The following is a 22,532-nucleotide window of genomic DNA, read 5'->3' as shown; positions in this document are numbered from 1 at the left end:
ACGTGCGGTGGTCCGCGGATGCCTTCGCCGCCCGCTCAGAGTGCTGACCTGGCTGCGGCTCACGGTGCTCGTCGGGCTGGTGCACGCGGGCGCGCCGAGCTCGGGGGTCGACCCGCGGCTGGTCGGCGAGTGGACGGCCGGCCTCGACGCGCGGGCGGCGCTGCGGGCGGACCGTGCCGTGGTCTCCGGACTGTGCTGCACGGCCCGCCTGCCCGACGGCCTGCGGATGAGTTGAGTACCGCTTGGTCGAGTACGACTTTCCGGCCTGCCGAGGCTCACTCGTCCTGGACGTCGCGCACCGTACGGACCAGCCCCGCCTCATACCCGGCGATGACCAGCTGCACCCGGTCCCGGGCACCGAACTTCTGGCACAGGTGCCGCACATGGCTCTTGACGGTGCTCGGGCTCATCGACAGCCGTGCCGCGATCTCGTCGTTGTGCATCCCGACCATGACGCAGTCGAAGACTTCCCGCTCCCGGGACGTGAGGGCGGCCTCGAGATCACGGCCCGCCTCGGCCCGGCGCGGACTGCGCGCGAACTCCTTGATGAGCTGCGCGGTCATCCGGGGGGACAGCAACGCCTCGCCGGTCGCTGCCAGACGTACGGCCGAGATGATCTGCTCGGGCGGGCAGTCCTTGAGGACGAACCCGCACGCCCCGGCCCGTAACGCGTCGAAGACGATCTCGTCCTGGTCGAAGACGGTCAGCATCACGACCCGGGTGCCCGGCACGCCGCCCGGCGAACAGATCTCCTGCGTGGCGGCGAGTCCGTCCATCACCGGCATCTTCACGTCCATGAGGACCACGGACGGATGCAGCCGCCGGCATGCGGCCACCGCCGCACGCCCGTCCACGGCCTCGCCGACCCAGGTCACCCCGGTGCGCTCGCAGAACATCGTGCGCAGCCCGGTGCGCAGTACCGGCGAGTCGTCCGCCACCAGCAGTGTCGGCCGCGCCATCAGCTCTCCCCGCTCCCTGCCGTGCTGCCGCGCCACGGCAGACTGGCCGTCAGATCGAGCCTCCCGTGCTTCGACCGGAGCACGGTCAACTCGCCGCCGGCCTCCCGGAACTCGGCCTCGAGCCGGGCCAGCCCGCTGCCGGTGCCGGACGTCGCGATCCACGGTGTGGAACGGCGCCGCTGCCCGCCCGAAGGGGGCAGGGAGCAGGTGCGGACGACAAGGCTCGGCCGGGAAACCAGGTGCATGGAGAACGTGCCGCCGGGATTGTGCTTGACGGCGTTGGCCAGCGACTCCAGCACCATCCGCTCGATCAGCGGCCGGTGCCGGCCGGGCAGGGGTGCGGAGGGGTCGTCGGCCTCGGCGGTGATGCCCAAGAGCCCTTCCACCGGCCGGCTCCCTACGGTGTGCAGCAGCGCCGCGAAGTCGGCCGGTGCCCGCCGGTCCGTATCGGCCGGACGATCCCTGCGCAGTGGGCCGATGAACTGGCGCAGGCTGTCGAGTGCCCGGCGGCTCGCGTCGGCGATGGCCGTCGGCAGCTCCGGGGCCGTCTCGCCCTCGGCCGCCCGCAGTTGCTCGGACAGGGAGGCGATGACCACCAGATCGCAGGTGAGGATGTCGTGCAGCAGATCTGCCAACCGCCGGCGTTCGGCGGCCACTTGGGCGGCCGCGTCCGAGGTGTGCTGCTTCTCGTCGTGATGGCACGCGGCATCGATCGGACAGGATTCGATTGGTGCGGAGTCGTGGCGAGGTATGTACGGATCTTGATCACTCAAGTGCCACATTTGGAACCCCCGTGTTAGCACATGGCTGATCACAGCATGGCGAACAACAGGAGGCCGCCACGGGGCCTTTGCTAAGACTTGAAGCCTTTGACCCCGCTCCGCCGCCGGGCGCCGGACGTTGAAGCGGAACCAAGTTCCAGCCACTCGGCGGGGGTCCACCCGACGATCGCCGGATGCCCGCAGGAAGCTCCGGGCTTCCAGGCCCGCTGCTCCAGCCGCTGGCAAGCAGTCCCACCGGCCCATGGGTTCGCGCGCAGGGCCGCGATGTGGGGCTGAGTCATCCGCTACACGTTGAAGCGGAACTCCACCGTGGCTCAGGCGGATGCCGGCTTCTGGATGAGCGGATGGTTCCGCAGCGCCCAGCGGACGGTCTTCGGGGGGCGTCCGAGGAGGGTTTCCAGCTGGTCGGAGACGCCGCGGTAGCCTCCGCCGCCCATCAGCCGGGTCAGGGTCTTCAGGCGCTCGACGGTGTGCGGGACCGCGGCCAGGGCGTCGGCGCTGTCGATGTAGGTCTCGTTCCAGGTCTCGACCTCTACGGGGACCGCCACGTCGTAGCCGGCGATGGGCGCGAGCCGGTGGGGGCCGAAGGGTGGGCGCAGTTCACCCTCGCTCAGCGGGCCCAGGGCCAGCCAGGTCATCAGGGGGTTCTCGACGAACATGGCCGCGCGGATGTTCACGGTCGGCAGGCCGGACCACTCCAGCATCCGCTCGGCGACCCAGTCCAGCATCTTGCCGATGCCCCGGCTGCCTCCGGTGACGAAGACGCCGGCGCCCTTGATTGCTGTCATGACTGCCTCCACGAAGATGAAAACCGATCGGTTTCGACATGTAAGTCGGGTTGAGCACCGGGTGACTACGGCACGCGGAGACTGCGGGAAACCGTGCACCTGTCGCTGCTCCGGCTGCCGGAGACGGGCATCAACCCGAAAGGGGGCTTCGGTCGCCGATCCGGCTCGAAGGCGGAGTGGATCAGCGCATGTCTGCCGCATCGAGCAGGGTGGTCACAGTGGGCGCGACGAGCCCGGTCAGATTGTCGGCGCCGATCCCCGCGCGGGCGCTGGCGCCGTCGAAGACCAGGATGAGCTGCCGGGCCAGCAGGTCGGGGTTGCTCGCCCCACCCCGTTCGGCCTCGGAACGGAAAAAGGCCGTCAGGCCGGCTTTGATCTGGTGGGCCACCCGGCTCGCGGGGTGGGCCTGATCCTTGAGCTCGATCTGCACAGCCAGGTACCGGCAGCCCTGGAAGTCGGGCATACCCGCCTGCGACTCCACCCGCTCGAAGACGTACAGGATCCGCTCGCGGGGGGAGCGGCCATCATCTGCCGGTGGCAGCGCCCTCGCCACGAAGGCAGCGGCACGCTCCTTCAGGCTCGCCGCCAGCAGTTCGTCCTTGCTCTCGAACAACTGGTACATGGAGCGCTTCGACACCCCCGCCGCCTTGCACAGCGCCTCGACGCCGATGCCGACGCCGTCGCGGTAGGTGAGCGTGGCTGCCGCCTCCAGCAGCCGCTCCCGGGGGCTTTGCTTCACTTCGGTAGTCATACCGCGAGGTTAACTCGAATCGGACCAAATAGAAACCGATCGGTTTCCATACGCGTCGGCGCCTCTCTTGGGTGAGCCGCCTTCCGCTACGCCGGGGCAGCGGTCTTCTTGGGCTCCGTCTCGGCGGGGATGCGGTGCAGCCCCTTGCGGTCGTACCAGCTGGTCATGCCGAAGCCGAAGAGGGCGGCCGCCGCGAGGCCGACGGCCATCATGCCCCAGCCCCGGGTCAGGCCGGCGTCGGCCTGGGCGTCGTAGTAGAGGATCGAGCGGATGCCGCCGGTAATCTGCCGCAGCGGTTCGAACTCCGCGAGGAAGCGGTAGAAGCCGGGCAGTGCCTGGACCGGCGTGGTGGCGTTGGCCGTCGGCACCGCCATTCCGATGAAGACCAGAGTGACCACCAGCATGCCGGGCGTGCCGAACACGGCGAGCAGGGTGAGCGCACCGATCCCGGAGACCGCGATGGCGCACACCGAGAACAGCCACAGCAGTGGCAGATGGGCGGCGTGCATCCCCATGAGGCCGACCGCGCCCACCATGACCAGGCTCCCCATCAGCAGCGACAGCCCGGCCATGAGCGTGCTGCTGATGGCGAGGGCCTGCACCCGGGTCGCCCGGATGAGCGGGCGGTGCAGGCGCAGCGGGCCCATGTCGTTGTGGGTGTGGCCGAGGGCGTGGTCGACCTGGCCGCTGATGACGTTGGCGGAGAGCATGCCGCAGACCACGAGGACGAGCGCGTAGTAGAAGGCCGTCAGGCCCAGGCCGCTGTGCGCGTCGAGGGGATGGCCGTCCTTGACCGTGATGACGGCCGGGTCGGCCAGGAGGAGGCGTGCCGCGATGGGCAGTTCCGCCTGCCCGGGCCCGCTCTGGGCGGTGAGCTCCTTGCCGACCTGGAGCGAGGCGCTTTCGGCCGCCTGCGTCGTCGCCGTCCGGGCCAGGCTGGATCCCACGCTGCCGGCGGACTGGTTGGTCAGCACCGTCAGCGTCGGACGGGTCGGGGCCCCGGCGGTCGCGGTGCCGGTGAGTGCGGTGGTGGCGGAGGTGAAGTCGGCGGGCACGACGAGCGCGCCGAACAGCTTGCCCTTGCCGAGTTCCTCCTTCATCTCCTTCTCGTCCATCACCTTCCAGTCGATCTTGCCCCCGCTCGCGGTGGACTCCTTGATCGACTCGGTGATCCGAACCCCCAGGTTGACCTGTTCGCCGCCGACAGCGGCCCCCTTGTCAGCGTTCACCAGGCCGACGGGCAGATTCTTCATGTGATCGACGGGATCGATATTGGCCCCGACATAGAACACGGTGAACAGCAGCGCGAGGACGCCCGTGATGACGCCGTTGGCGATCCACAGGGGTTTGGCACGCAGGACGCGGAACGGGTGAATCCCACTCATGACTTACTCCGGTCTCGGACAACGACTCATATCCGGAGAGGGGCGGACAGCTTCATTGCGGTCCGGCGACCCTCGGAACGTTCAATCTCGGCCCACACGGCCGTCGAGGCGGAACCGGGGATGCAGCACCCAGCTAGGACTCCGTAGGCGTGGGCCGGCCGAGTTCGGCAGCGAGTTGAGCCAACGAGGTCATCCGGACACCGGGCAGGGCGCAGGCCGTGAACATGGTGTAGACGTCGAGGTCCGGGGCGACGTTGAGCGCGAATCCGTGGCTGGTGACGCCGTCGCTGATGCGCATGCCGATGGAGGCGATTTTGCGGTGGTCGGTGGTCCACACGCCGACCAGGCTCTCCGCGCCTCGGGGTGTGTCCCGGCGTATCGCGTCGAATCCGAGTGATCCCAGCGCACGGATCAGGGCGTGTTCGATCCGTCGTATCAAGCCGCGAGGTCCTAGCTCGCGTACGTTCAGCACGAGATACCCGATCAGCTGCCCCGGCCCGTGATAGGTGGCGTGACCTCCCCGGTCGACTTCGACCAGGCTGATCGGTGAAGCCGGTTCCGGCAGTTGGCCGGCCGGTGTCCGCGCCGTGTAGGTGATCACGGGAGGGTGAGTGAGCAGAAACAGCCGATCCCCAGTACGCCCCTGCTTCCGCTCGGCCACCCAACCGGCCATGTCGGCCCGCGCCACCTCGTACGGCACCTCACCCAGATCGACTCGCTCCATCTCCCCTGGCTGCATTACCTCTCCTGTGCCTTTTGTCATCACCCATGACCACGACCAGCCACAGCCGCTTGGGGCCGGCTTCAGCGTGGCGTTCCGTACCCGTGGATCCCCGGGATGGCGAGTTTTCCGCCTGTCTGTCCGGCTTGGTCGATGTCGGCGTCGTCCAGGCCGAGTTGGAGCTTGAGGTCGAGCTTCCCGACCGTGTCGTAGAGCCACTCCGGAATGGTGTCCGGGGTGAGGCGCAGGCGGAGGACGGGTGGTGCGGGAAGGTTTTCGATGCTGGAGAGGGTGCCTGTCAGGCTTTCGACGTACATGGTGATGCCGTCGCCCCGGAGCGTGGAGGTGGAGCCGGGTGCTCCGTCGATGTGCTGGATCTGTGGGCCGACGGGTACCGCCATTTTCAGGTCGCGGATCGTGACCGCCGCCGCGGTGAACTTGAGCACCCGTTTGGGCCCGGCGGCTGTCTCCACGGTCACCACGCCGCCGAAGACGAGGTCGTGCAGTTCGAGGCGGCTCCCCTTCATGTGCCATGCCTCGGCGGAGAATCGGCCGGCCTCATGTTCCTCGGGGGCCTTGAGGTCGCTGATGTCGCAGGTGCGGGCAGTTCCTTGGGACGACTCCGGTCGGGGCGACGGCTCGACGGCCCGGTGGCTGGGTACAGGTGATACGGGCGTGGTGGACAGCCGGGGCTCGGGCGGTGCTCCGGACTCTGGCCTCGAAGTGGCCGAGCTTGGTGAAGGGCTCGCGTCGAGTGAGGGGCTCGCGTGGAGTGAGGGGCTCGGGTCGGGTGACGGGCCTTGCTGCTCGGCGTCGTCGCGGAAGAGGGGACCGAGGATGTCCGCAAGGCTCGTTGTCGCGGAGGTTGCGCTGGGCGAGGGCGAAGGCGTGGGAGTGGCGGTCGGTGCTGGGGTCGGGCCGGCTCCCTCGTCGTCCACGTGCGACGGCGGCTTGACGGGCTCTCCGCCCGGGTGAGCGCCGACCGTGCGGGGATCAGCGGACGGAGTGGGGGGTGCGGGAGCGTTCGTCGCAGAGGTTGAGGTGCCGTCGGGACGGGCGCAGTCGACACCGCTGGTTCCAGGCGCGCCTGACCCCTCTTCGGAAGCGGAGAGCGCCGCGGTGGCGCTCGTGTCCGCGGACTCGGGCAGGCGTTGACTTCCCAGGATGAGGGCGGTCGGCAGCGCGGTCAGCGCGAGAGCCCTCCCGACCGGCAGACGCAGACGCGTCAGCGCGGATGTACGGGGGATGGCGTGCCGGCCCCTCGGTGGTCGAGCGAATCGAGGGGCTGCGGCCTCGCCGCGGGTGTCGGGCGACTGGTCACTCACTCCCCTGTCCTCCCGCCCGGCTGACGGCGGCTGACGGCCCCTCGGCGCCGTCGGGTATGTCCTCCGGGTGTCCGCCCCCGTCCACCGGGCCCCACGCCAGAGCCAGGAGTCCGCCCCCCGCCGCGAGCAGTGTGCCGACGAAGAAGCCGCCGAAGTTGGAGATGGGAAGCGACAGCACGCCGAGGAACACCGCGACGCAGCCGGCGAAGAACCTGATGATCGGCTGGAACCAGAGGAGTCCGCCAAGGACGATCAGCGTCAGGCCGATGACCAGGGACCCGGCCCCCGCGGTGGTGGACATCGCCACGGACAAGGCGCCCAGCGAAAGGTTGAAATACGGGAAGTAGATGATGGGCGCAGCGGCAAGGAGCACCAGCAGACCCGCCCAGAAGGGGCGGGTGCGCCGCCAGGCCCGGAAGTCCCGGCGAGCGCGGGCGAAGCCGCTGTCACTGTGGGGGTGCGCGGGTGCGCCTGCACTCGTCATGTGGCAGTTCCCAAGTCGTGAGTGGGTGGGGGTGTCCGCGAGGACGGTGGAGCACTGCCGCCCCTGAGCAGTCGCCGGTCGCTTGCGCGCACGGGTGACTGGAGGGCGGGGGCGAGGTCAGAAGCAGTCGTGGCGGCCGGCCGCGATGTTCATGTGCAGGCCCGACAGTTCGAACGTGCCCGCGGAACTGGCCCAGACCTTCTGGTGGGCATCGATGATCTCGACCGAATTCGCCTGCTGCGCATAGCCGTTGGGATCGACCTTGTCCTTCGGGTTGACCTGACCCTTGGTCATGGCACCGGTCGCGACGCCGATGTCGACGTTGGTGAAGGTGCCCTTCTTGGCCTGGAGGTCGGTCATGTCGATGTACAGGTCCTTGGCCTTGACCGGCGTACCCGACCCGCCCGCCTTCAGCGTCATTGTGTAGGTCCCGAGCACGGGTAGGTCCACCGGCACGGACTGGCACATGTCGACGATCGTCGCGTTCTTGATGGACGACACGGAGACGGGCACGCGCTTGCCGTTCTTGGCGACGTCCACCGTGGCGTAGTTGCCGAATCCGGAGCCGCTCAACTTGCCGGCCGAGACCTGGAAGTCGGAACCGGAGATGCTGAACGAAGCGGCCAGTGCGCCCTGTGCCATGGAGACGGCGACCGCCGCCGTGGCGGCCACCGTCGGCACCGCGCCGACGGCGAAGCGCTTCCAGTGGGTCTTGCCGATGCGCTGGGACATGGTGTGGTTCTCCGTTGTCGAGGCGTACGAGACGACCGGACCCAGAACTGACTGGCCGGGGACCGGCGCGGGGGAAGAACTACGGCTGGGTGTGGCCGCGGCGGTGCAGGCGGCTTCCGCGGGCGCATGTCGTCCACGCACACGAAGAAGTGGGCACACCGAAGAAGCACTCGATAGTGTTACTACCGAGTACCCGATAGTGGCACTATCGAGCTCGATGGGGCAACCCCCGGTAACGCGATACTGGAGGGACAGTTGAGCGTGAGGGAGCGCATGAGGATTTCAGAGCTCAGCCGACGGTCCGGGGTGCCGGTGGCGACCATCAAGTACTACCGACGGGAAGGGCTGCTCCCCGAGGGGCGCGCGCTGAACCCGACCACGGTCGAGTACGACGAGGAGCACATCCAGCGGCTCCGTCTGATCCGTTCCCTCATCCAGCTCGGCGGGCTCTCCGTCGCCCGCACCCGTGAAGTGCTCGAAGCCGTCGACCGTCCACTGGATGCGTTCGAGACCCTGGGCGTCGTCCACCACGCTCTGCCCGTGCCCTCCGCAGAAACGAACGGGAAGGGCGGCGCGGACAACGAGGACGGTCCCGGAGCGGAGAGCGCCGCCGACGAGGCCGTACCGGGCGCAGCCGCCGCGAGGGTCCAGGCACTCATCGAGACCATGGGCTGGCGGATCTCCGACGCGTCACCGCACCGCCCCGCACTCGCCGAAAGTCTCGCCGCGCTGAGCCGCCTCGGCACCGACTACACGGCCGACGACCTCATCCCCTACGCACGGCTCGCCACCTCCACCGCCGATTTGGACTTCGCGCAGTTCGAGGGGATCGAGGACCGCATCGCCCTCGCCGAGCGGGCGGTGGTCCTCACCGTGCTGTTCGAGCCGGTCGTCAGGCTGCTACGGCGCCTGGCCCAGGAGGACGCGAACCACCGTCGCCATGATCGTCGTGCGTGCGAGCGGGGCGAGCATCCGGAGAAGTGAGTCCCCGGCACTGCGCCGCCGACACCCCGCTCGCGACGGCAGCGAGGGCCGAAGTGCCCCGGGTGAAGGCACTTCGGCCTCTCGGGAGGGCTCAGCGCGTGGCGACGAGGACCCGCTCGTCGGTGTCCTCCGGCATGTCGGTCTCCTTGATGCCGAACCGGTCGTAGAAGCGGGCCAGCGGGCCCGGAGCCCACCAGGCCGCTCTGCCCAGCAGTCTCATGACGGCCGTTCCCAGCAGGATGCGCACCACCAGCACGTCCACCAGGACCGCGAACACCATGCCGACGCCGAAGAGCTTGATGGTCAGCACGTCGCTCATCCCGATCGCCGCGAGCGGCACGCACATCAGCAGCGCCGCGCTCACGACCAGGCGGCCGATGGACTGAAGCCCGGTCGCCACGGCTTCCGTGCTGTCGCCCTGCTTGTCGTACTGCTCCCGCATCCGGGACACCAGGAAGACCTCGTAGTCCATGGAGAGTCCGAAGATCAGCGCGAACAGCATGATCGGCATGTTGGGTTCGATGTTGCCCGTCGGATCGAAGCCGAGCAGGTTGTGCAGATGGCCGTCCTGGAAGATCCAGACCAGGACGCCGAAGGTCGCGGTCAGCGACAGCATGTTCATCGCGATCGCCTTCAGCGGCAGCAGCACCGAGCCGAACGCGAGGAACAGCAGGAGGTACGTCATCACCGCGATGTAGAGCAGCATCCACGGCAGGGTCTCGCCCAGTGCGTCCAGAGTGTCGTCGTAGACCGCCGACTCGCCGCCGAAGTAGGCCCGGGCGCTCGGCGGTTCGGGGACGTCCTTGAGCCGGTTCACCAGGTCGCGCGCGTGGGTCGAGATGGGGTTGCCGTCATAGGTGACCGACACCCGAGCCGTGGTGCCCTCGACTCCGGTGATCCGGGCGCTCGTGGCGCCCTCGGTGGCGCCGAGCCGCTCGGCGTACGCCTGGAGCGCCGCGCCCTGCTCCTTCGAGGTCCCGTCGGACTTCAGCTCGAGCAGCGAGTCGATCGACTTCACCGCGTCGCCGTCGAAGTCGTGCTCCATGGCGTTGAAGACCTGGCGGCCCTCGGAACTGCTTGGCAGCTGCTGCGCGTTGATGGAGCCGAACTCGATCTTGGAGAACGGCAGGGCGAGCGTCAGCAGCAGGCCCACCGCGCCCACCACCACGACCCATCGCCGCCGCATCAGGCCGTGCCCGAACCTGTACCAGGTACCCTCGCCCGCCGCCGTCGGCCGCCCTGCCTTCTTGCAGCGCAGCGGGAAGGCGTTGACCTTCGGTCCCATGACGGCGAGCAGCGCGGGCAGCGCGACCAGCGAGAAGAGCACCGCCAGCAGGACGGCTGCCACGCCGCCGTACGACATCGACTTCAGGAATGTCGACGGGAAGAGGGTCAGCCCGGCCAGCGCCGCCGCGACCGTGACGCCGGAGACCATCACGGTGCGCCCGGCCGTGGCGAGGGTGCGCCCGATCGCCGCTTCGCCGGTGTAGCCGGCCGCCAGTTCCTCGCGGTAGCGGCTGACGATCAGCAGGCCGTAGTCGATGGCGACCGCGAGGCCCAGGATCGTGACCAGGCTCATGGAGAACACGGACACGTCGGTGATGTTCGCGATGATCCGCAGGACGGCCATCGAACCGAGGATGGAGAGCACGCCGACGAGCAGCGGGAGGAAGGCCGCGGTCAGACCGCCGAACACAATCAGCAGGAGCAGGAAGAGCACGGGGGCCGAGATGATTTCCGCGGTTCTCAGGTCGTGTTCGATCTTCTCACTGGCCTGGTGGCCGGTGGGCACCGTTCCGCCCTGCAGGGTCTGAAGGCCGGGTGCCGGGATCTTGTCCTTGACCGCCTCGTACGCGTCCTCCTTGGCCTTCTCACTGCTGCCGTGGAGGTTCAGGGCGACGTAGGTGGCGTGCCGGTCGTGACTGACCTGCGTCGGCATCCTGGTCGTCCAGAAGTCCAGGTAGCCGGTCACCTCCGACTTCGGCAGGGACTCCAACTGCCCCACGACCGCCTGCTGGAAGGACGGGTCGTCGACGGTGCGGTCCTTGTCGCGGTAGACGATCACCGCGTCGGGTGTCCGCTGCGGGAACGCCTTCTCGGCGATGCGGGCCGCGCGCACGCTGTCCGAACCGGGGTCCTGGAAGCCGAGCGGTGTCAGGGAGCCGAAGACTCCGGCACCGTAGGCGCCGGACAGGACGGCGAACAGCATGGTCAGTATCAGCACCGGCTTTCGCCTGCGGTGGAGTAGACGCCCCAACCCCTCAAACATGACTTCTCCTAGATCGTCAGTCGGCGCCGGGCAGGACCGCCTACAGGTCGGCGCCGAACGAACCGTAACAGTGTTTTTATTGCTCGCCGTAACACTGTTGCGCACCTCTCATTCGCAGAGCATGAGACGCCGGAAAGCATTCGTAACGGTGTTGTCATACGATGGCTTCATGGCCAGGCTCAAGACACATGACGAAGCACTCCGGCTCCGGCTCCTGCATCGCGCGGCCGCCACGGTCTTCGACCGTGGCACTGCCGCGCTGAGCCTGCGACAGCTCGCTGCGGACGTGAAGACCTCGACCACGGCGGTCTACTCGCTGTTCGGCAACAAGGCGGGCCTGCTCAGGAGCCTGTACGAGGAGGCGGCGCGGCTCTTCGTCGCACGCCTGGCGGCCATCCGTCCGACGGACGACCCGGCCGGCGACGTGATCCGACTTGGGCTCGTCTATCGCGAATACGCCATCGCCAATCCGCACCTCTACGCGATCCTCTTCTCCGACCGCAGCGTCCAGTGCCCGTCCGAGTCGGAGTCGGAGAGGCCGCCTGAGGCCATCGAGACCTACCGGCCCCTCGTCGAGGCCGTGCGGCGCGGACAGCAGGCAGGGCAGTTCAGTCCGGAGTCAGACCCGGAGGTCATCGCGCTGTCGGTCTGGGGAACGGCCCATGGCCTGGTGTCCCTGGTGCTGTCGGGGAACGAGCCGCCCGGGCTCGCGGTCGCCGACTGCTATGAGCGAGCCCTGGGGGTACTGGTGGCGGGGTGGCGAGAGAGCGAGGGGAAGGTTCAGGGATTCGCGGACGTGCCGTGAGCCCGGAGCCGGTACCGCTCCGGGCCTGAACGTACGGTTCAGCGGGACCCTTTCGGGTTGCTCGCTGCCCGGCTGGGGGGCGCACTGATCCAGCGACCAGGCGGCCGCCTGACGCGGGCCGGAGAGGTCACACGAGCCTGACCGGCCCGGCGTCGATCGGCAGGCGGACCAGGAGATAGGGCTTGCGGCGCAGGTCCTTGCCCTCGTGGAAGGGCGACAGCCGGTTGAGCTGGTTGGCGATGGCGTACAGGTGCCGGTCCGAGGCGACGGACAGGGTGTCGACCCAGAGCAGGTCGCTGCTCTGGGCGAGGGTCCGGTAGGTGCCGTTCGGGCTCCTGCGCCAGATCGCGTTGTGTTCCAGGTCGCCGCCGTAGAGCCGTCCCTTGTCGTCGCTCTCCAGGCCGTCGGCCATCGGCTTGAACCCCAGGTCCTCGACCGTCGCCGCCACCTCGGCCTCCGTGGCGTCCGGATCGGCGAGGGCGTCGGTGGACACGCTGTGCAGCCGGCGGCTGGACAGCGGGCAGTAGTAGAGGCGCGTGCCGTCGGCGCTGAGAGCGATGCCGTCGGAGCCGGTCTCGTAGTGCGTGGGTTCGCCGCCCGCGGGGCGGACCATGAAGGGCTCGCCCTCGATGACCGGAAGGAACTGCTGGTCCGCGAGCGCCGAGGGATGTCCGGCCAGTCGCCGCCAGGAGCGGCCCGTGGCGAGGTCGACCACGATTATCCCGTTGGAGCCGCCCGAGTCGGTGATGAACGCCATGCCCTCGGCGCCGCGCCGCAGGTCGAAGCGCACGTCGTTGGGGTAGCTGTTCGCCGGCACCACGTCGGGCGGGAAGAGGATCTTCCGTACGATGCGGTCGGTGCGCAGGTCGACCGCCACGAGCTTCGGGCCGCCGTAGGAGGACCCGGCGAACAGCGGGCTTCCGGTGTCGAGGATCCACAGCCGGTCGGCCGGGTCCACGACGACGCTCTGCACCGACTGGAAGTGCCCGGCCAGGTCGGAGGCGTCCTGACGGTTCACCTCGGCGTCGGGATAGGCGACCGGCTTCCCGCCCCGCAGTTCGGCGACGGTGAACGGGACGTCGTCGCCCCAGCGGGGGAAGTTGACGAAGATGCGGCCACGGCGCGAGACGGTGACACCCGTCGGCATCGCGCCCCAGAAACGGGCGACGACCTCGTAGTTTTTGGCTGTTGAACCGGCGGCGTAGGCGGGTCCGGCGAGTTGGGTGGCGGCCAGCGATGCGGTGGTCGCCGTAAGGAACGTACGTCGTTTCATGCGAGCGTCTCCTGCTGGGTCAAGTCGTCGGAGGGCGCGGTCAGTTGCCGCATCGCCTCGGTGCGCGCGGGGATTGGCCGGTGGAGGCCGCCGCCTTGAGCAGCGCTGTCCGCCGAGGACATCGCCTGCGGCTACCGCCAACTCTTGGAAGGGGAGGGGTCAAACGGCCGGTGGACCTGGTGCTCTCAGGTCCGCCGGGCTGCCGGGCGGGTCTTCGCGACCATGCTGCGGTCCCCCGAGGAAACCATCGCGTGAATGGGTACGGTGCTGACGCTCATGAGCGTCGCAAGGCCCCGGCGGCCCTGCTGGCGAGCGAGCGCCGGACCCATGAGGTGCATCAGGGCGGTGAGGGCCGGCATCGGACGCCCGAAGAGCGTGATCTCCTTGATGCGTGCCTCGTCGTCGAGCCTCAGCATCTGCACCTCCTCGAACGACTGGGAACCCACCCGCGCCCGGTAGACCAGGGCGTACGTGTCGCCCTCGCCGGTCTGGGTGTGGTACCGGACGTCCTTGACCGCCGCGAACGCCACGGTCAGGAAGTCGCGCAGCTGGTCAGATCCCTCGAAGGGGAACTGGTCGGTGAGCGGCGAGCTGAGCACGACGTCCGGGCTCAGGCACGCGACCGCGGCGTCGACGTCACCGCGTTCCTCGGCGGAGCGCCAGTTCGCGACGGTAGCGGCGGCGGAGTGCAAGGTCTCGGACATGGGTCTCTCCCGGTATCGGCGGCGCGATGGGGTTGCGGGTGGCGGGGGGGTGGGGGTCAGCCGGTGAGCTTGTTCATGTTGCGGATCTGCTTGTCCAGGACCCAGGCGGGAACGAAGCGGAGCATGCGTGCGCGTCCGGCCATGGGGCCGGCGGCGTAGCGCAGTTTCGGCTTGGTGTCGGTGGCGGCCATGACGATCGCCTTGGCGGCCACGGCGGGATCGTCACCGGCCTTGATCGCCTCCGCCATCAGGCGGTCGAAGACGTGCCGCTGGTCGGCGTAGGTCTGCACGGGGGCGTCGGGCTTGGCGCTGTTGGCCTCGAATCCGGTGTTGGTGTAGGCGGGTTCGACGAGGAGCGAGCGGACGCCGTACTGCCGGACCTCGTGGTCCAGGGACTGGGAGTAGCCCTCGATGGCGTGCTTGGACGCGCCGTAGACGGCCATGTAGGGAGCGGGGATGAAGCCCTGCACCGACGAGAGGTTGATGATGCGGCCGCGCCCCCGGGCACGCATGTGCGGCAGGACCTCCTTCACCATGCGCATGACCCCGAAGACGTTGATGTCGAAGACGCCCTGGGCCTGCGCGAGGGAGGTTTCCTCGGCCGCACCGATTGCGCCGATGCCGGCGTTGTTGACCAGGACGTCGATCCGCCCGAACCGTTCGATCACCTGCTGGACCACGGTGGTGACCGACTTGTCACTTACCACGTCGAGGTCGAAGAACGTCACCCCCTGGAGCGGGGTGACACGCGAGGTGTCGCGGCCCGTGCCGGCCACCTCGAAACCCGCTGCGACCAGCGCGAGCGCGGTCTGCTTGCCGATGCCGGAGGAGGCACCCGTCACGAGGGCCACCGGCCGGTTTGTCGTCATCACGCACTCCCGAACTCATCTGGGAAACCGATCGGTTTCGCCTCGCCCTCACTGTAAACCGATCGGTTTCCAGCGCACAAGCTCAAAGAGGAAAACTGATCCCGGGTATGAGTCACCGGCCGGCTTCAGGCTGAGCCGACCGGCGCCCGCCTGTATGGCGGCACGGGCCGGATGAGCAGGCGGGAGAGCCGCGAGAGCGTCATCCCCGCGCTGTGATCGTCGAGTTCGCGTTCAAGGGCTAGTACCGCACCTACGCCGAGGCGATTGCCAAGCATGCCGATGTCACGCAGCCGTACTTAGGGGCAACAGGACGGGGGGCACGAGCGGGCCTCCCGCTCCATGGGCAGCCCAACGGCGATCTGCTACACGCGGCCGATCTCGGCGCACCCCGAAACGCCTCGGATGCAGATGCACCGACAAGAACGGGCTATCGTCCGGTGCGGAAAGCTCCTGAAGGCATCCGGGCCTGCGGGATCAGGGCTGATCGCTGATGGCCCGGTAGGCCGCGATGTACAGGGTGTGGCACAGGTCGATCAGTTCTTCGACGGTGGCGTTCTGGTGGCCGAGCGTCCAGTCCACGAGGAGTTCGTTGACTCCGCCGACCAGGCTCATCGCGGTCATGGCGAGCCGGCTGGAGGAGGCTTCCGGGTCAGGGGGCGGTGCGACGACGGCGGCGACCATGGCGGCGAATTCGTGGAGGACCTCACGGCGCCGTACTTCGAGGCGGGGGCTGGCGCCCACGACCTCGATGAGCACCACGCGGGCCATACGGGCATCGCCGGCCAGTGTGCGGATGAACACCTCGAGGCCGGCGCGCAGTTGGGCGTCGACATCAGGTGCGGCAGCGGCTGCGGCCTGCGCGGTTTCGGCTGTGATCGTAGCGATCAGCTCGTTGTAGACCCCGGCGAGAAGGTCTTCGCGGTCGCGGAACGACTCGTAGAAGTAGCGCTCGGTCAGTCCGGCATGCGAGCACACCTGCTTGACGGAGACCGAGGCGTATCCGGCTGTGCCGAACAGGTCGAGGCCCGCCTGGATGAGGCGGGTGCGGCGCTCCTGCTGCCGTTGCGCCGCATCACGTCCGCCGTAGCGCCGCCCGGCGGTCTGTGTGCCGGTCATTTCTCCCCTTCGCAGAGGTGTTGACACCGGTGTGCTCCGAACTGACACTCTAGCTTGTCAGTTCATCTGACATGGCATCGTGTCAGAATGTGTGTGAGGGCCGCTTGCCGCTCGGCGTTCCGCTCATGCTCAGGGCAAGAAAGGGGCTCGACCGTGGCAGCACCGCCCAAATACCCGTATACGTCCAGCCGGAGAGACCGCCACAGACTCCCCGGCACAGAACCGCTGGCCGGCCGAGTCATCGCGGTCACCGGGGCGGGCCGCGGAATCGGGCGTGCCGTCGCAGCCCGGCTCGCCGCGGCCGGAGCCGCCGTGGCGATCGGCGATCTCGACGCGGAGCTCGCTACGGAGACGGCCGGTGCCATCGGCGCGCGTCCCGGTGGCCGGCTGCTCGGGCTGTCTCTCGACGTCACCGACACGCCTTCCTTCGAAGACTTCCTGCGCACCGTCGAGACCCAGCTCGGGCCGATCGACGTACTGATCAACAACGCCGGAATCATGTGGGTGGGCCCCTTCGAGGAGGAACCGGAGGAAGCCGCCCTGCGCCAGTTCGACGTCAACGTCCACGGCGTACTGCGGGGGATGAAACTCGTGATCCCGGGGATGCGGAAACGCGGTCGCGGCCACGTGGTGAACATCGCCTCCGCCGCCAGCAAGGTCGCCCCGCCCGGCGAGGCGACCTACGCGGCGACGAAGCACGCCGTCCACGGCTACAGCACAGCCGTCCGCGCCGAACTGCGCGGCACCGGCGTGCACGTGTCCCTGGTGATGCCCGGCGTCGTGGACACCGAGCTGGCCGTGGGCACCGCGACCGGCCCCACCCGGCGCCTGACGACGGATCAGGTGGCCGACGCGGTGCTCGACGTCGTGCTGCGCCCGCGGTTCGAGGTCTTCGTTCCACGCCAGGTGGCCGCCCTGACCCGGTTGGCCGCGGTGCTGCCGGGCCGTGCCCGCGACGCCCTGCATCGCCTCCTTGTCCCCGACCAGCTCGCCGCCCTGTCCGACCGGTCGGTCCGCGCGGCCTACGAGCAGCGCACCCGTACCGCCTGCCTGCCCGAAGGATGAGCCCGTGACCACCACGCCCAAGCCGGCGACGCCCAGCGCGAAGAAGGCCCAGGACGCCGCCGCTCCGCGTCCCATCCCCGAATTCGAAGGTGTCCACGACGTATGGCCCCGCGGTGACCGGCTGCGCGCCGTGCGGGGCGCCGCGGCCGCCTACCGTGAGCGGTTCGTCCAGCAGGGCCGCATCCACGCCGTCCGCAGTTTCGACATCGCCGCCGCCCCGTACCCGACCCGGTTCGGTTTCCACGGCGCCGCGCTCGCCGTCAACCCGTTCGTGAGCATCGTCAACCGGATGCTCGTCGTGCAGTTCGACGGCTTCGACGGTGAGCCGAAAACACTGGTGTGGGAGCCGACCGTCGCCGCCGGAACGGCTCAAGCGCCGTTCTACGCCCAGCTCAAGCGTCTGGCGGGGGACTTTCTCACCGAGCACGTCTTCGCCCGCTACTACCAGGACCCGAACACCGTCCTGCCCTCCTGCGGTCTGCGACCCGAGGACGTGGACTTCGTCAGCTTCGACCACCTGCACGTCCAGGACGTGCGCATGATCATGGGAAGTACCAGCACCGTTCCCGGCGAACGGGCGCCCCGCGAAGCTCTGTTCCCGCGCGCCCGGTTGCTGGTGCACCGCAGGGAGCTGGGCACCTTCGAATCGATACATCCGATGCAGTGGGCCTGGTACGTCGAGGGAGGCATGGACGGAGTACCGGACGAGCGCGTCACCGCCTTCGACGGCGATGTCGAACTCGGTGTCGGCGTCAGCCTGCTGTGGACCCCCGGCCACACGGACGGAAACCACTCCCTGGTGCTGAACACCCCCGACGGGGTGTGGGTCTCCTCCGAGAACGGCATCTCGGCCGACAACTGGCAGCCCGAGCTCTCCCGCATCCCTGGCGTGCGCCGCCACGCCGCGTTCTACGGCCATGAGGTGGTGCCCAACGCCAACACCCTGGAGGACTCCCTCGACCAGTACGACTCCATGGTCAAGGAGAAGACCCTCGCCGACCCCAGCCGGCGCGATCCGCGCTGGCTGCAGATCCTGCCCTCCTCGGAGCTGGCCCGCTTCAAGCGGCAGTGGCCGGTGCTGCCCAGCTTCTTCCACGGCGGTCTGAACTACGGCGAACTGACCCCTGCCGGTGGTGGCCGATGACCGGCCCAGCCGCCCCGGCCGCCCGCCGGATCGCCGCGGACGGCGTGGAGTTGGCCGCCTACCAGTGGGGAGCGTCCACGGCTCCTCCGGTGGTGCTGGTCCACGGCTATCCGGACACCAGCGCCGTGTGGCACCCCGTCGCCGAGCGCCTGGCCGACCGCTTCCACGTCACCGCCTTCGACGTACGGGGAGCCGGTGACTCCGACCGGCCCAGGGGTTTGCGCGCCTACCGGATGTCCCGCCTGGAAGCCGACCTGGAGGCGGTTGTCGACGCCGTGAGCCCCGACCGCCCGGTGCACCTGGTCGGACACGACTGGGGCTCGATCCACTCCTGGGAGTCGGTCACCGGCACCCGCCTGGCCGGGCGGATCGCCTCGTTCACTTCCATCTCCGGACCCTGCCTGGACCACGTCGGCCACTTGATCCGGGCCCGCCTCCGGCCGCGGCATCCGGATCTGCCGAAACTGCTGCGGCAGGCCGCACGGTCCTGGTACATCGCCTACTTCCACCTCCCGCTCCTGCCCGCCCTGACCTGGAGAGCACTGGGACACCGCTGGCGGACCTTCCTCACCGGCTCCCAAGGCATGCCCGGGCACACCCCCTACCCCGCGCCGACGCTGGCCCGCGACGCCGTGTCCGGCACCGCGCTGTACCGCGCCAACATGCTGCCCCGCCTGCTGCGTCCCCGGGACCGGCCGACCACCGTCCCGATCCAACTCATCATCCCCACCCGCGACTTCTGCGTCACCCCGGTGCTGTCGTACGGAGTGGAGCACTGGACGCGCCAGATACAACGGCGCCCCATCGACGCCGGGCACTGGGTACAGCTCAGCCACCCCGAGGAGATCGCGTCCCGGATCGCGGAATTCGCCGACCGCGTGGAGGACGGCTCCTTCGCACACACCGACCACTGACGGAGAAGGAACCTGTCATGTTCCGAGCCGCACATGCCCACCAGGACCGTCCGTCCGAGCCCATCGACCACCACGACCTGGTGCTGCAACCCCGGGACGTCACCTTCGACTGGGGCGCCACCCCGCTGCACTGGCTGCCGGGTGAGCCCTTCGCGACCCACACCTTCGACGTGCTCCACCTCATGCTCCCCGAGCTGGAACGCTGGTTCGTGCGCACCTTCGAGCAGGCACTGCCGCTGATCACCGATGACCGGCTGCGCGCGGACGTACGCGGCTTCATCGGCCAGGAAGCGATGCACGCCGAGGCGCACCAGGAGGTCCTGGAGCACCTGCTCGCCAAGGGTCTTGACCCGGCTCCGTACACCCTGCAGTCCGAATGGATCTTCCGGAGGGTCCTCGGAGACCGGCCGGAGCTGACGCCGGCCGCCACCCACGCGCACCTCCTCCAACGGCTCGCCCTCATCGCGGCCTTCGAGCACTTCACCGCGTACATGGGTCACTGGATCCTCAGCAACGGGCACCTGGACCAGGCCGGCGCGGACCCCGCGATGCTCGATCTGTTCCGCTGGCACGGCGCGGAGGAGGTCGAACACCGCTCGGTCGCGTTCGACCTGCTGGTGCACCTCGATCCCCGGTACCGGCGCCGAGTGGTCGGCATGCTCGTCACCGCTCCGGTGCTGACCCGGCTATGGATCCGCGGAGTCCGCTTCCTGATGAGCGCCGACCCCGAACTCGACGACCGGGTCAAGGTCCGCTTCCGCGACTACCTGGCCGCGGCCCGCAAGGACCTGCTGCCCCGGCCGGGCGAGTTCGCCCGCTCGGTGCTGCGCTACTTCCGCCCCGGCTACCACCCGACCCAGGAGGGCTCGACCCAGCAGGCGGTCGCCTACCTTGCGGCGTCCCCTGCCGCCCGAGCGGCTGCCCGATGACCCGGCAACCAGTGAGGCATGTGAGGCATCCCATGGACATCAGCACACCCGTCACCCGGCCGCCGGACCTGTACGGCAGACCGCGCGGCGACTCCTTCATGCAGAAGCTGGCGGCTTTCAGCGACAACGCGGTCACGCGCCTCGCGCGGCGCGGCACTCCTCCCAGGCGCCCGCCGGCCACCGAGACGCCCGTGATCCGGGAACTGGTGGTCGCCGCCAAGCACCAAGAGGCCGAGGACGTCGTCTCCCTGCGGCTGGCGGCACCCGACGGGGGAACACTCCCGCCCTGGCAGCCCGGCGCCCACATCGAACTGCGCCTGCCCTCCGGCCGCAAGCGGCAGTACTCCCTGTGCGGCGACCCTGCCGACCGGTACCGGTACCGCATCGCGGTGCGCCGCACAGCCCACGGCAAGGGCGGTTCGGCCGAGGTACACGACGCCCTCGGAGAGGGTATGCGGGTCGCCTTCACCGGGCGGCCCCGGAACGCCTTCCCCTTCGCCGCCGAAGCATCCATCCTGCTCATCGCGGGCGGCATCGGAATCACCCCGATCCTGCCGATGGCTCGGGAAGCCGCCCGCCGCGGGCTGGACTGGAGGCTCGTGCACACCGGCCGCAGCCGCGGCTCGATGCCCTTCGCGGCAGAGCTGGCCGAACTCGCGGCCGCAGCCCCTGGCCGGGTCTCCATCCGTCCTGACGACGAGTCCGGCGTGCCCGAGGCAGCCGATCTCCTGAGCTTGGGCCCGGCGGCGGGTGCGGTGTACTGCTGCGGGCCCGCGCCCATGATCGACGGCGTTCGGCGCGCGTTCGGTGGGAGCCGCGCGTCAGCCCTGCACTTCGAGCGTTTCGCCCCGGCCCCGATCACGGACGGCCGTCCCTTCGAACTTCAGCTGGGCGACACCGGCCGGGTTCTGCCAGTGCCGTACGACCGCTCCGCCCTGGATGTTCTCCACGAGGCCCTGCCGGGCCTGCCGTTCTCCTGCCGCCAAGGGTTTTGCGGCACCTGCCGGGTACGGGTCGCCCACGGCCATGTCGATCACCGTGACCGCCGGCTCACCGCCACCGAACGTGCGGCCGGCGCCATGCTGCCCTGCGTCTCGCGTGCACCGGAAGGAGAGAGGTTGGTGCTGGATGTGTGAGCGATGGCCGAGCGCCCGTCAAGGACGTCTCGCGTGACGCCCTCGCATGCGTGACCGAGGTGTGTTCCGACACCGAGGTGTGTTCCGACAACGGACCGAGCCCGCACCAGTCCCTCTGACCAACGCCGCCACTGCAAGCAAGGCCAGCCTCGATCTTTCGTGAGGGACTGCCGTCGGTGTCGGTGAACCTTTGCGCTTTCCGGAGCTGATGGTGGGCAGGCCAGCGGCCTGCGCCGACCGGTGGTGACGAGCTGGGCGGCCACGGAGGACAGGCGGAATCGCAGGCGGCGGGGTTCCCAGCGTCGGGCCTTGCCCGTGAGGGCAAGCATGGGCATCCAGGCCAGCGGGGCCCCCAGCCGGTGACGGAGCACCACTCCACTTCCGCGATCCTCAACTGGGCGCCAGAATGAGGCCGTTCCTCTCGGACGATCAGTCGCATGCCCTTGAGCCGGCCGTCCAGGAGCCTGCCGGTGACCTCGGTGGCTCATCCGGCTCCGCAGCGACGCGGCTTCTAAGGCTTGAGCACCGCCAGTACATCGTCGAGCGAAACGTCGGCGGGGTCACTCATATCGAGACCATCGAACGTCTGCCAGATATAGGACGCCGCCCCGCTCTCCCGCAGCGGATGCAAGTCGGCCAAGTCCGGGTCGTCCCGGAAGGTGTTGAACGCCTCTTCGGAATCCCATTCAACGAGAAACAGAACCTGCCGTGGCGCGAGGTCACCGGCTACGTTGTCGCGGAAACGGCCAAACGCCACCATTCGACCGCCATATTGCGGAGCCACTTCGGGCAAACGGCTGAAATACGCAAGGTATTTCTCCACGTCGGTCACGTCAAACATATTCAGAGCGTAAAACTTCTTTTTTTGTGAATTTGCACTCATTGCCAATACCCTTTCCGGTCTCACCGACGGCGATCCGCCGACAAACCTGCCGAATAGATCACGAAACCGCACTGGAGCACTAGGCGGTTACCCAGCGGAGTCGCGCGGGGAAGTCATCCGCACTCCTGAGTAATGGGATTCGGGACCCGCCCACCTCCGCGACGGGAAACCGATCGGTTCCCTCATCGTAAACCGATCGGTTTTCGCGCGCAAGTCCCGAGCGGAGGGGCGCCGTTCGGTGACTGGGAGCCAAGCATCTGTGCGCTCGGAACAACTTCAAACCCGACGCCCCTCCGCTGCCAGGAGAGTCTCGAAGAAGGCGTGGGGATGCCAGGCGCGGGGGACGAGGTGTCCGTAGATGTCGATCGTGGTCTTGACCAACCGGTGCCCCAGCCGGCGCGAGGGCTTCACCGGCCTCGACCAGGGTCAGGTGACCTGCTGGAACTCCTGGATGCGCTGGTCACTGTTCTCCAAGCGAATAACGAACGAGACCCTCTAAAAGGTTGAGTAGCTG

Annotated in this window: 24 protein-coding genes and 1 pseudogene; 9 read left to right on the top strand and 16 right to left on the bottom strand. The window is 68.8% G+C overall.

From position 1 onward, the window contains the following. The first annotated feature begins 7 nt into the window (after positions 1-7). On the top strand, positions 8-235 hold the full coding sequence (locus ACTWQO_RS03725; RefSeq protein WP_443235730.1) for a hypothetical protein: 228 nt from the start codon (positions 8-10) through the stop codon (positions 233-235). Positions 236-275: 40 nt separating this feature from the next. Here the strand turns inward: ACTWQO_RS03725 and ACTWQO_RS03720 are convergent, their stop codons facing one another. The 9 genes from ACTWQO_RS03720 to ACTWQO_RS03680 all read right to left on the bottom strand — a co-directional run bounded on the left by ACTWQO_RS03720 (position 276) and on the right by ACTWQO_RS03680 (position 7,927). Continuing rightward, positions 276-959 (bottom strand): response regulator, encoded by a 684-nt coding sequence (locus ACTWQO_RS03720; protein WP_443235729.1) that lies wholly within the window; start codon positions 957-959, stop codon positions 276-278. Next, complete coding sequence (locus ACTWQO_RS03715; protein ID WP_443235728.1) at positions 959-1,732, bottom strand: histidine kinase; 774 nt, start codon at positions 1,730-1,732, stop codon at positions 959-961. The genes ACTWQO_RS03720 and ACTWQO_RS03715 overlap by 1 nt, the downstream gene beginning before the upstream one ends. 323 nt (positions 1,733-2,055) lie before the next feature. Next, positions 2,056-2,529, bottom strand: coding sequence for a hypothetical protein (locus tag ACTWQO_RS03710; protein ID WP_443235727.1), 474 nt, complete (start codon positions 2,527-2,529; stop codon positions 2,056-2,058). Positions 2,530-2,710: 181 nt separating this feature from the next. Next, on the bottom strand, positions 2,711-3,280 hold the full coding sequence (locus ACTWQO_RS03705) for a TetR/AcrR family transcriptional regulator (RefSeq protein WP_443235726.1): 570 nt from the start codon (positions 3,278-3,280) through the stop codon (positions 2,711-2,713). 86 nt (positions 3,281-3,366) lie between these two features. Further along, on the bottom strand, positions 3,367-4,665 hold the full coding sequence (locus tag ACTWQO_RS03700; protein ID WP_443235725.1) for an SNG1 family protein: 1,299 nt from the start codon (positions 4,663-4,665) through the stop codon (positions 3,367-3,369). A gap of 133 nt (positions 4,666-4,798) precedes the next feature. Next, positions 4,799-5,389 (bottom strand): lipoyl(octanoyl) transferase LipB, encoded by a 591-nt coding sequence (gene lipB / locus ACTWQO_RS03695; RefSeq protein WP_443235724.1) that lies wholly within the window; start codon positions 5,387-5,389, stop codon positions 4,799-4,801. A gap of 80 nt (positions 5,390-5,469) precedes the next feature. After that, the gene (locus ACTWQO_RS03690) at positions 5,470-5,913 is read right to left on the bottom strand and encodes a hypothetical protein (RefSeq protein WP_443235723.1); all 444 of its coding nucleotides are present in this window, start codon (positions 5,911-5,913) and stop codon (positions 5,470-5,472) included. 790 nt (positions 5,914-6,703) lie between these two features. Then, positions 6,704-7,195 (bottom strand): DUF6114 domain-containing protein, encoded by a 492-nt coding sequence (locus tag ACTWQO_RS03685; protein ID WP_443235722.1) that lies wholly within the window; start codon positions 7,193-7,195, stop codon positions 6,704-6,706. Positions 7,196-7,312: 117 nt separating this feature from the next. After that, the gene (locus tag ACTWQO_RS03680; protein WP_443235721.1) at positions 7,313-7,927 is read right to left on the bottom strand and encodes a DUF6230 family protein; all 615 of its coding nucleotides are present in this window, start codon (positions 7,925-7,927) and stop codon (positions 7,313-7,315) included. A gap of 273 nt (positions 7,928-8,200) precedes the next feature. Here ACTWQO_RS03680 and ACTWQO_RS03675 point away from each other — a divergent pair, with 273 nt between their 5' ends. Next, positions 8,201-8,911 (top strand): MerR family transcriptional regulator, encoded by a 711-nt coding sequence (locus ACTWQO_RS03675; protein ID WP_443235720.1) that lies wholly within the window; start codon positions 8,201-8,203, stop codon positions 8,909-8,911. 91 nt (positions 8,912-9,002) lie between these two features. Here the strand turns inward: ACTWQO_RS03675 and ACTWQO_RS03670 are convergent, their stop codons facing one another. Then, positions 9,003-11,135, bottom strand: a complete 2,133-nt coding sequence (locus ACTWQO_RS03670; protein WP_443235719.1) for an MMPL family transporter — start codon at positions 11,133-11,135, stop codon at positions 9,003-9,005. Between the two features lie 214 nt (positions 11,136-11,349). Between ACTWQO_RS03670 and ACTWQO_RS03665 the strand changes: the two genes are divergently transcribed. Next, the gene (locus ACTWQO_RS03665) at positions 11,350-11,985 is read left to right on the top strand and encodes a TetR/AcrR family transcriptional regulator (protein ID WP_443235718.1); all 636 of its coding nucleotides are present in this window, start codon (positions 11,350-11,352) and stop codon (positions 11,983-11,985) included. 127 nt (positions 11,986-12,112) lie between these two features. Here the strand turns inward: ACTWQO_RS03665 and ACTWQO_RS03660 are convergent, their stop codons facing one another. From ACTWQO_RS03660 to ACTWQO_RS03645, 4 genes are all read right to left on the bottom strand, one after another. Then, positions 12,113-13,258: an L-dopachrome tautomerase-related protein gene (locus ACTWQO_RS03660; RefSeq protein ID WP_443235717.1), complete on the bottom strand. Its 1,146-nt coding sequence runs from the start codon at positions 13,256-13,258 to the stop codon at positions 12,113-12,115. 185 nt (positions 13,259-13,443) lie between these two features. After that, positions 13,444-13,962: a nuclear transport factor 2 family protein gene (locus ACTWQO_RS03655; RefSeq protein ID WP_443235716.1), complete on the bottom strand. Its 519-nt coding sequence runs from the start codon at positions 13,960-13,962 to the stop codon at positions 13,444-13,446. Positions 13,963-14,018: 56 nt separating this feature from the next. Then, on the bottom strand, positions 14,019-14,831 hold the full coding sequence (locus ACTWQO_RS03650; RefSeq protein ID WP_443235715.1) for an oxidoreductase: 813 nt from the start codon (positions 14,829-14,831) through the stop codon (positions 14,019-14,021). A 474-nt stretch (positions 14,832-15,305) separates the two neighbouring features. Beyond that, positions 15,306-15,947: a TetR/AcrR family transcriptional regulator gene (locus ACTWQO_RS03645; RefSeq protein ID WP_443235714.1), complete on the bottom strand. Its 642-nt coding sequence runs from the start codon at positions 15,945-15,947 to the stop codon at positions 15,306-15,308. Positions 15,948-16,100: 153 nt separating this feature from the next. On the opposite strand from ACTWQO_RS03645, the gene ACTWQO_RS03640 reads away from it, so the two are divergent. The 5 genes from ACTWQO_RS03640 to ACTWQO_RS03620 are packed head-to-tail and all read left to right on the top strand — an operon-like array spanning position 16,101 to position 21,135. Continuing rightward, positions 16,101-17,012 carry an SDR family oxidoreductase gene (locus tag ACTWQO_RS03640; protein WP_443235713.1) on the top strand — a complete coding sequence of 304 codons (912 nt, stop codon included), beginning with the start codon at positions 16,101-16,103 and terminating at the stop codon, positions 17,010-17,012. Between the two features lie 4 nt (positions 17,013-17,016). Beyond that, positions 17,017-18,156, top strand: a complete 1,140-nt coding sequence (locus ACTWQO_RS03635; protein ID WP_443235712.1) for a hypothetical protein — start codon at positions 17,017-17,019, stop codon at positions 18,154-18,156. Continuing rightward, complete coding sequence (locus tag ACTWQO_RS03630) at positions 18,153-19,070, top strand: alpha/beta fold hydrolase (protein WP_443235711.1); 918 nt, start codon at positions 18,153-18,155, stop codon at positions 19,068-19,070. The genes ACTWQO_RS03635 and ACTWQO_RS03630 overlap by 4 nt, the downstream gene beginning before the upstream one ends. Positions 19,071-19,087: 17 nt before the next feature. Beyond that, entirely contained in the window at positions 19,088-19,999 is a 912-nt protein-coding gene (locus ACTWQO_RS03625; protein WP_443235710.1) for a metal-dependent hydrolase, read from the top strand. A gap of 32 nt (positions 20,000-20,031) precedes the next feature. Continuing rightward, positions 20,032-21,135, top strand: a complete 1,104-nt coding sequence (locus ACTWQO_RS03620) for a PDR/VanB family oxidoreductase (RefSeq protein ID WP_443235709.1) — start codon at positions 20,032-20,034, stop codon at positions 21,133-21,135. Positions 21,136-21,356: 221 nt separating this feature from the next. Here ACTWQO_RS03620 and ACTWQO_RS03615 read toward each other — a convergent pair. Together ACTWQO_RS03615 and ACTWQO_RS03610 are read right to left on the bottom strand one after the other, a co-directional pair. Then, positions 21,357-21,613: pseudogene (locus tag ACTWQO_RS03615) on the bottom strand (IS1380 family transposase); the annotation flags it as partial. A gap of 33 nt (positions 21,614-21,646) precedes the next feature. After that, entirely contained in the window at positions 21,647-22,018 is a 372-nt protein-coding gene (locus tag ACTWQO_RS03610; protein WP_443235708.1) for a DUF1330 domain-containing protein, read from the bottom strand. Positions 22,019-22,376: 358 nt separating this feature from the next. Here ACTWQO_RS03610 and ACTWQO_RS03605 point away from each other — a divergent pair, with 358 nt between their 5' ends. Further along, the gene (locus tag ACTWQO_RS03605) at positions 22,377-22,517 is read left to right on the top strand and encodes a hypothetical protein (protein ID WP_443235757.1); all 141 of its coding nucleotides are present in this window, start codon (positions 22,377-22,379) and stop codon (positions 22,515-22,517) included. The last annotated feature ends 15 nt before the right edge of the window (positions 22,518-22,532 follow it).

The organism is Streptomyces sp. 4N124 (assembly GCF_052245395.1).
In the GTDB taxonomy this organism is placed as follows: domain Bacteria; phylum Actinomycetota; class Actinomycetes; order Streptomycetales; family Streptomycetaceae; genus Streptomyces.
This window is presented reverse-complemented; position numbering and strand designations above follow the sequence as displayed.

Excerpts from the sequence above, each read along its gene's own strand:
- ACTWQO_RS03625 (WP_443235710.1), top strand. The coding sequence starts at position 19,088 with ATGTTCCGAGCCGCACATGCCCACCAGGACCGTCCGTCCGAGCCCATC.
- ACTWQO_RS03655 (WP_443235716.1), bottom strand. The coding sequence starts at position 13,962 with ATGTCCGAGACCTTGCACTCCGCCGCCGCTACCGTCGCGAACTGGCGC.
- ACTWQO_RS03685 (WP_443235722.1), bottom strand. The coding sequence starts at position 7,195 with ATGACGAGTGCAGGCGCACCCGCGCACCCCCACAGTGACAGCGGCTTC.
- ACTWQO_RS03645 (WP_443235714.1), bottom strand. The coding sequence starts at position 15,947 with ATGACCGGCACACAGACCGCCGGGCGGCGCTACGGCGGACGTGATGCG.
- ACTWQO_RS03690 (WP_443235723.1), bottom strand. The coding sequence starts at position 5,913 with ATGAAGGGGAGCCGCCTCGAACTGCACGACCTCGTCTTCGGCGGCGTG.
- ACTWQO_RS03680 (WP_443235721.1), bottom strand. The coding sequence starts at position 7,927 with ATGTCCCAGCGCATCGGCAAGACCCACTGGAAGCGCTTCGCCGTCGGC.
- ACTWQO_RS03720 (WP_443235729.1), bottom strand. The coding sequence starts at position 959 with ATGGCGCGGCCGACACTGCTGGTGGCGGACGACTCGCCGGTACTGCGC.
- ACTWQO_RS03700 (WP_443235725.1), bottom strand. The coding sequence starts at position 4,665 with ATGAGTGGGATTCACCCGTTCCGCGTCCTGCGTGCCAAACCCCTGTGG.
- ACTWQO_RS03660 (WP_443235717.1), bottom strand. The coding sequence starts at position 13,258 with ATGAAACGACGTACGTTCCTTACGGCGACCACCGCATCGCTGGCCGCC.
- ACTWQO_RS03665 (WP_443235718.1), top strand. The coding sequence starts at position 11,350 with ATGGCCAGGCTCAAGACACATGACGAAGCACTCCGGCTCCGGCTCCTG.
- ACTWQO_RS03610 (WP_443235708.1), bottom strand. The coding sequence starts at position 22,018 with ATGAGTGCAAATTCACAAAAAAAGAAGTTTTACGCTCTGAATATGTTT.
- ACTWQO_RS03630 (WP_443235711.1), top strand. The coding sequence starts at position 18,153 with ATGACCGGCCCAGCCGCCCCGGCCGCCCGCCGGATCGCCGCGGACGGC.
- lipB (WP_443235724.1), bottom strand. The coding sequence starts at position 5,389 with ATGGAGCGAGTCGATCTGGGTGAGGTGCCGTACGAGGTGGCGCGGGCC.
- ACTWQO_RS03620 (WP_443235709.1), top strand. The coding sequence starts at position 20,032 with ATGGACATCAGCACACCCGTCACCCGGCCGCCGGACCTGTACGGCAGA.
- ACTWQO_RS03650 (WP_443235715.1), bottom strand. The coding sequence starts at position 14,831 with ATGACGACAAACCGGCCGGTGGCCCTCGTGACGGGTGCCTCCTCCGGC.
- ACTWQO_RS03605 (WP_443235757.1), top strand. The coding sequence starts at position 22,377 with ATGTCGATCGTGGTCTTGACCAACCGGTGCCCCAGCCGGCGCGAGGGC.
- ACTWQO_RS03675 (WP_443235720.1), top strand. The coding sequence starts at position 8,201 with ATGAGGATTTCAGAGCTCAGCCGACGGTCCGGGGTGCCGGTGGCGACC.
- ACTWQO_RS03705 (WP_443235726.1), bottom strand. The coding sequence starts at position 3,280 with ATGACTACCGAAGTGAAGCAAAGCCCCCGGGAGCGGCTGCTGGAGGCG.
- ACTWQO_RS03710 (WP_443235727.1), bottom strand. The coding sequence starts at position 2,529 with ATGACAGCAATCAAGGGCGCCGGCGTCTTCGTCACCGGAGGCAGCCGG.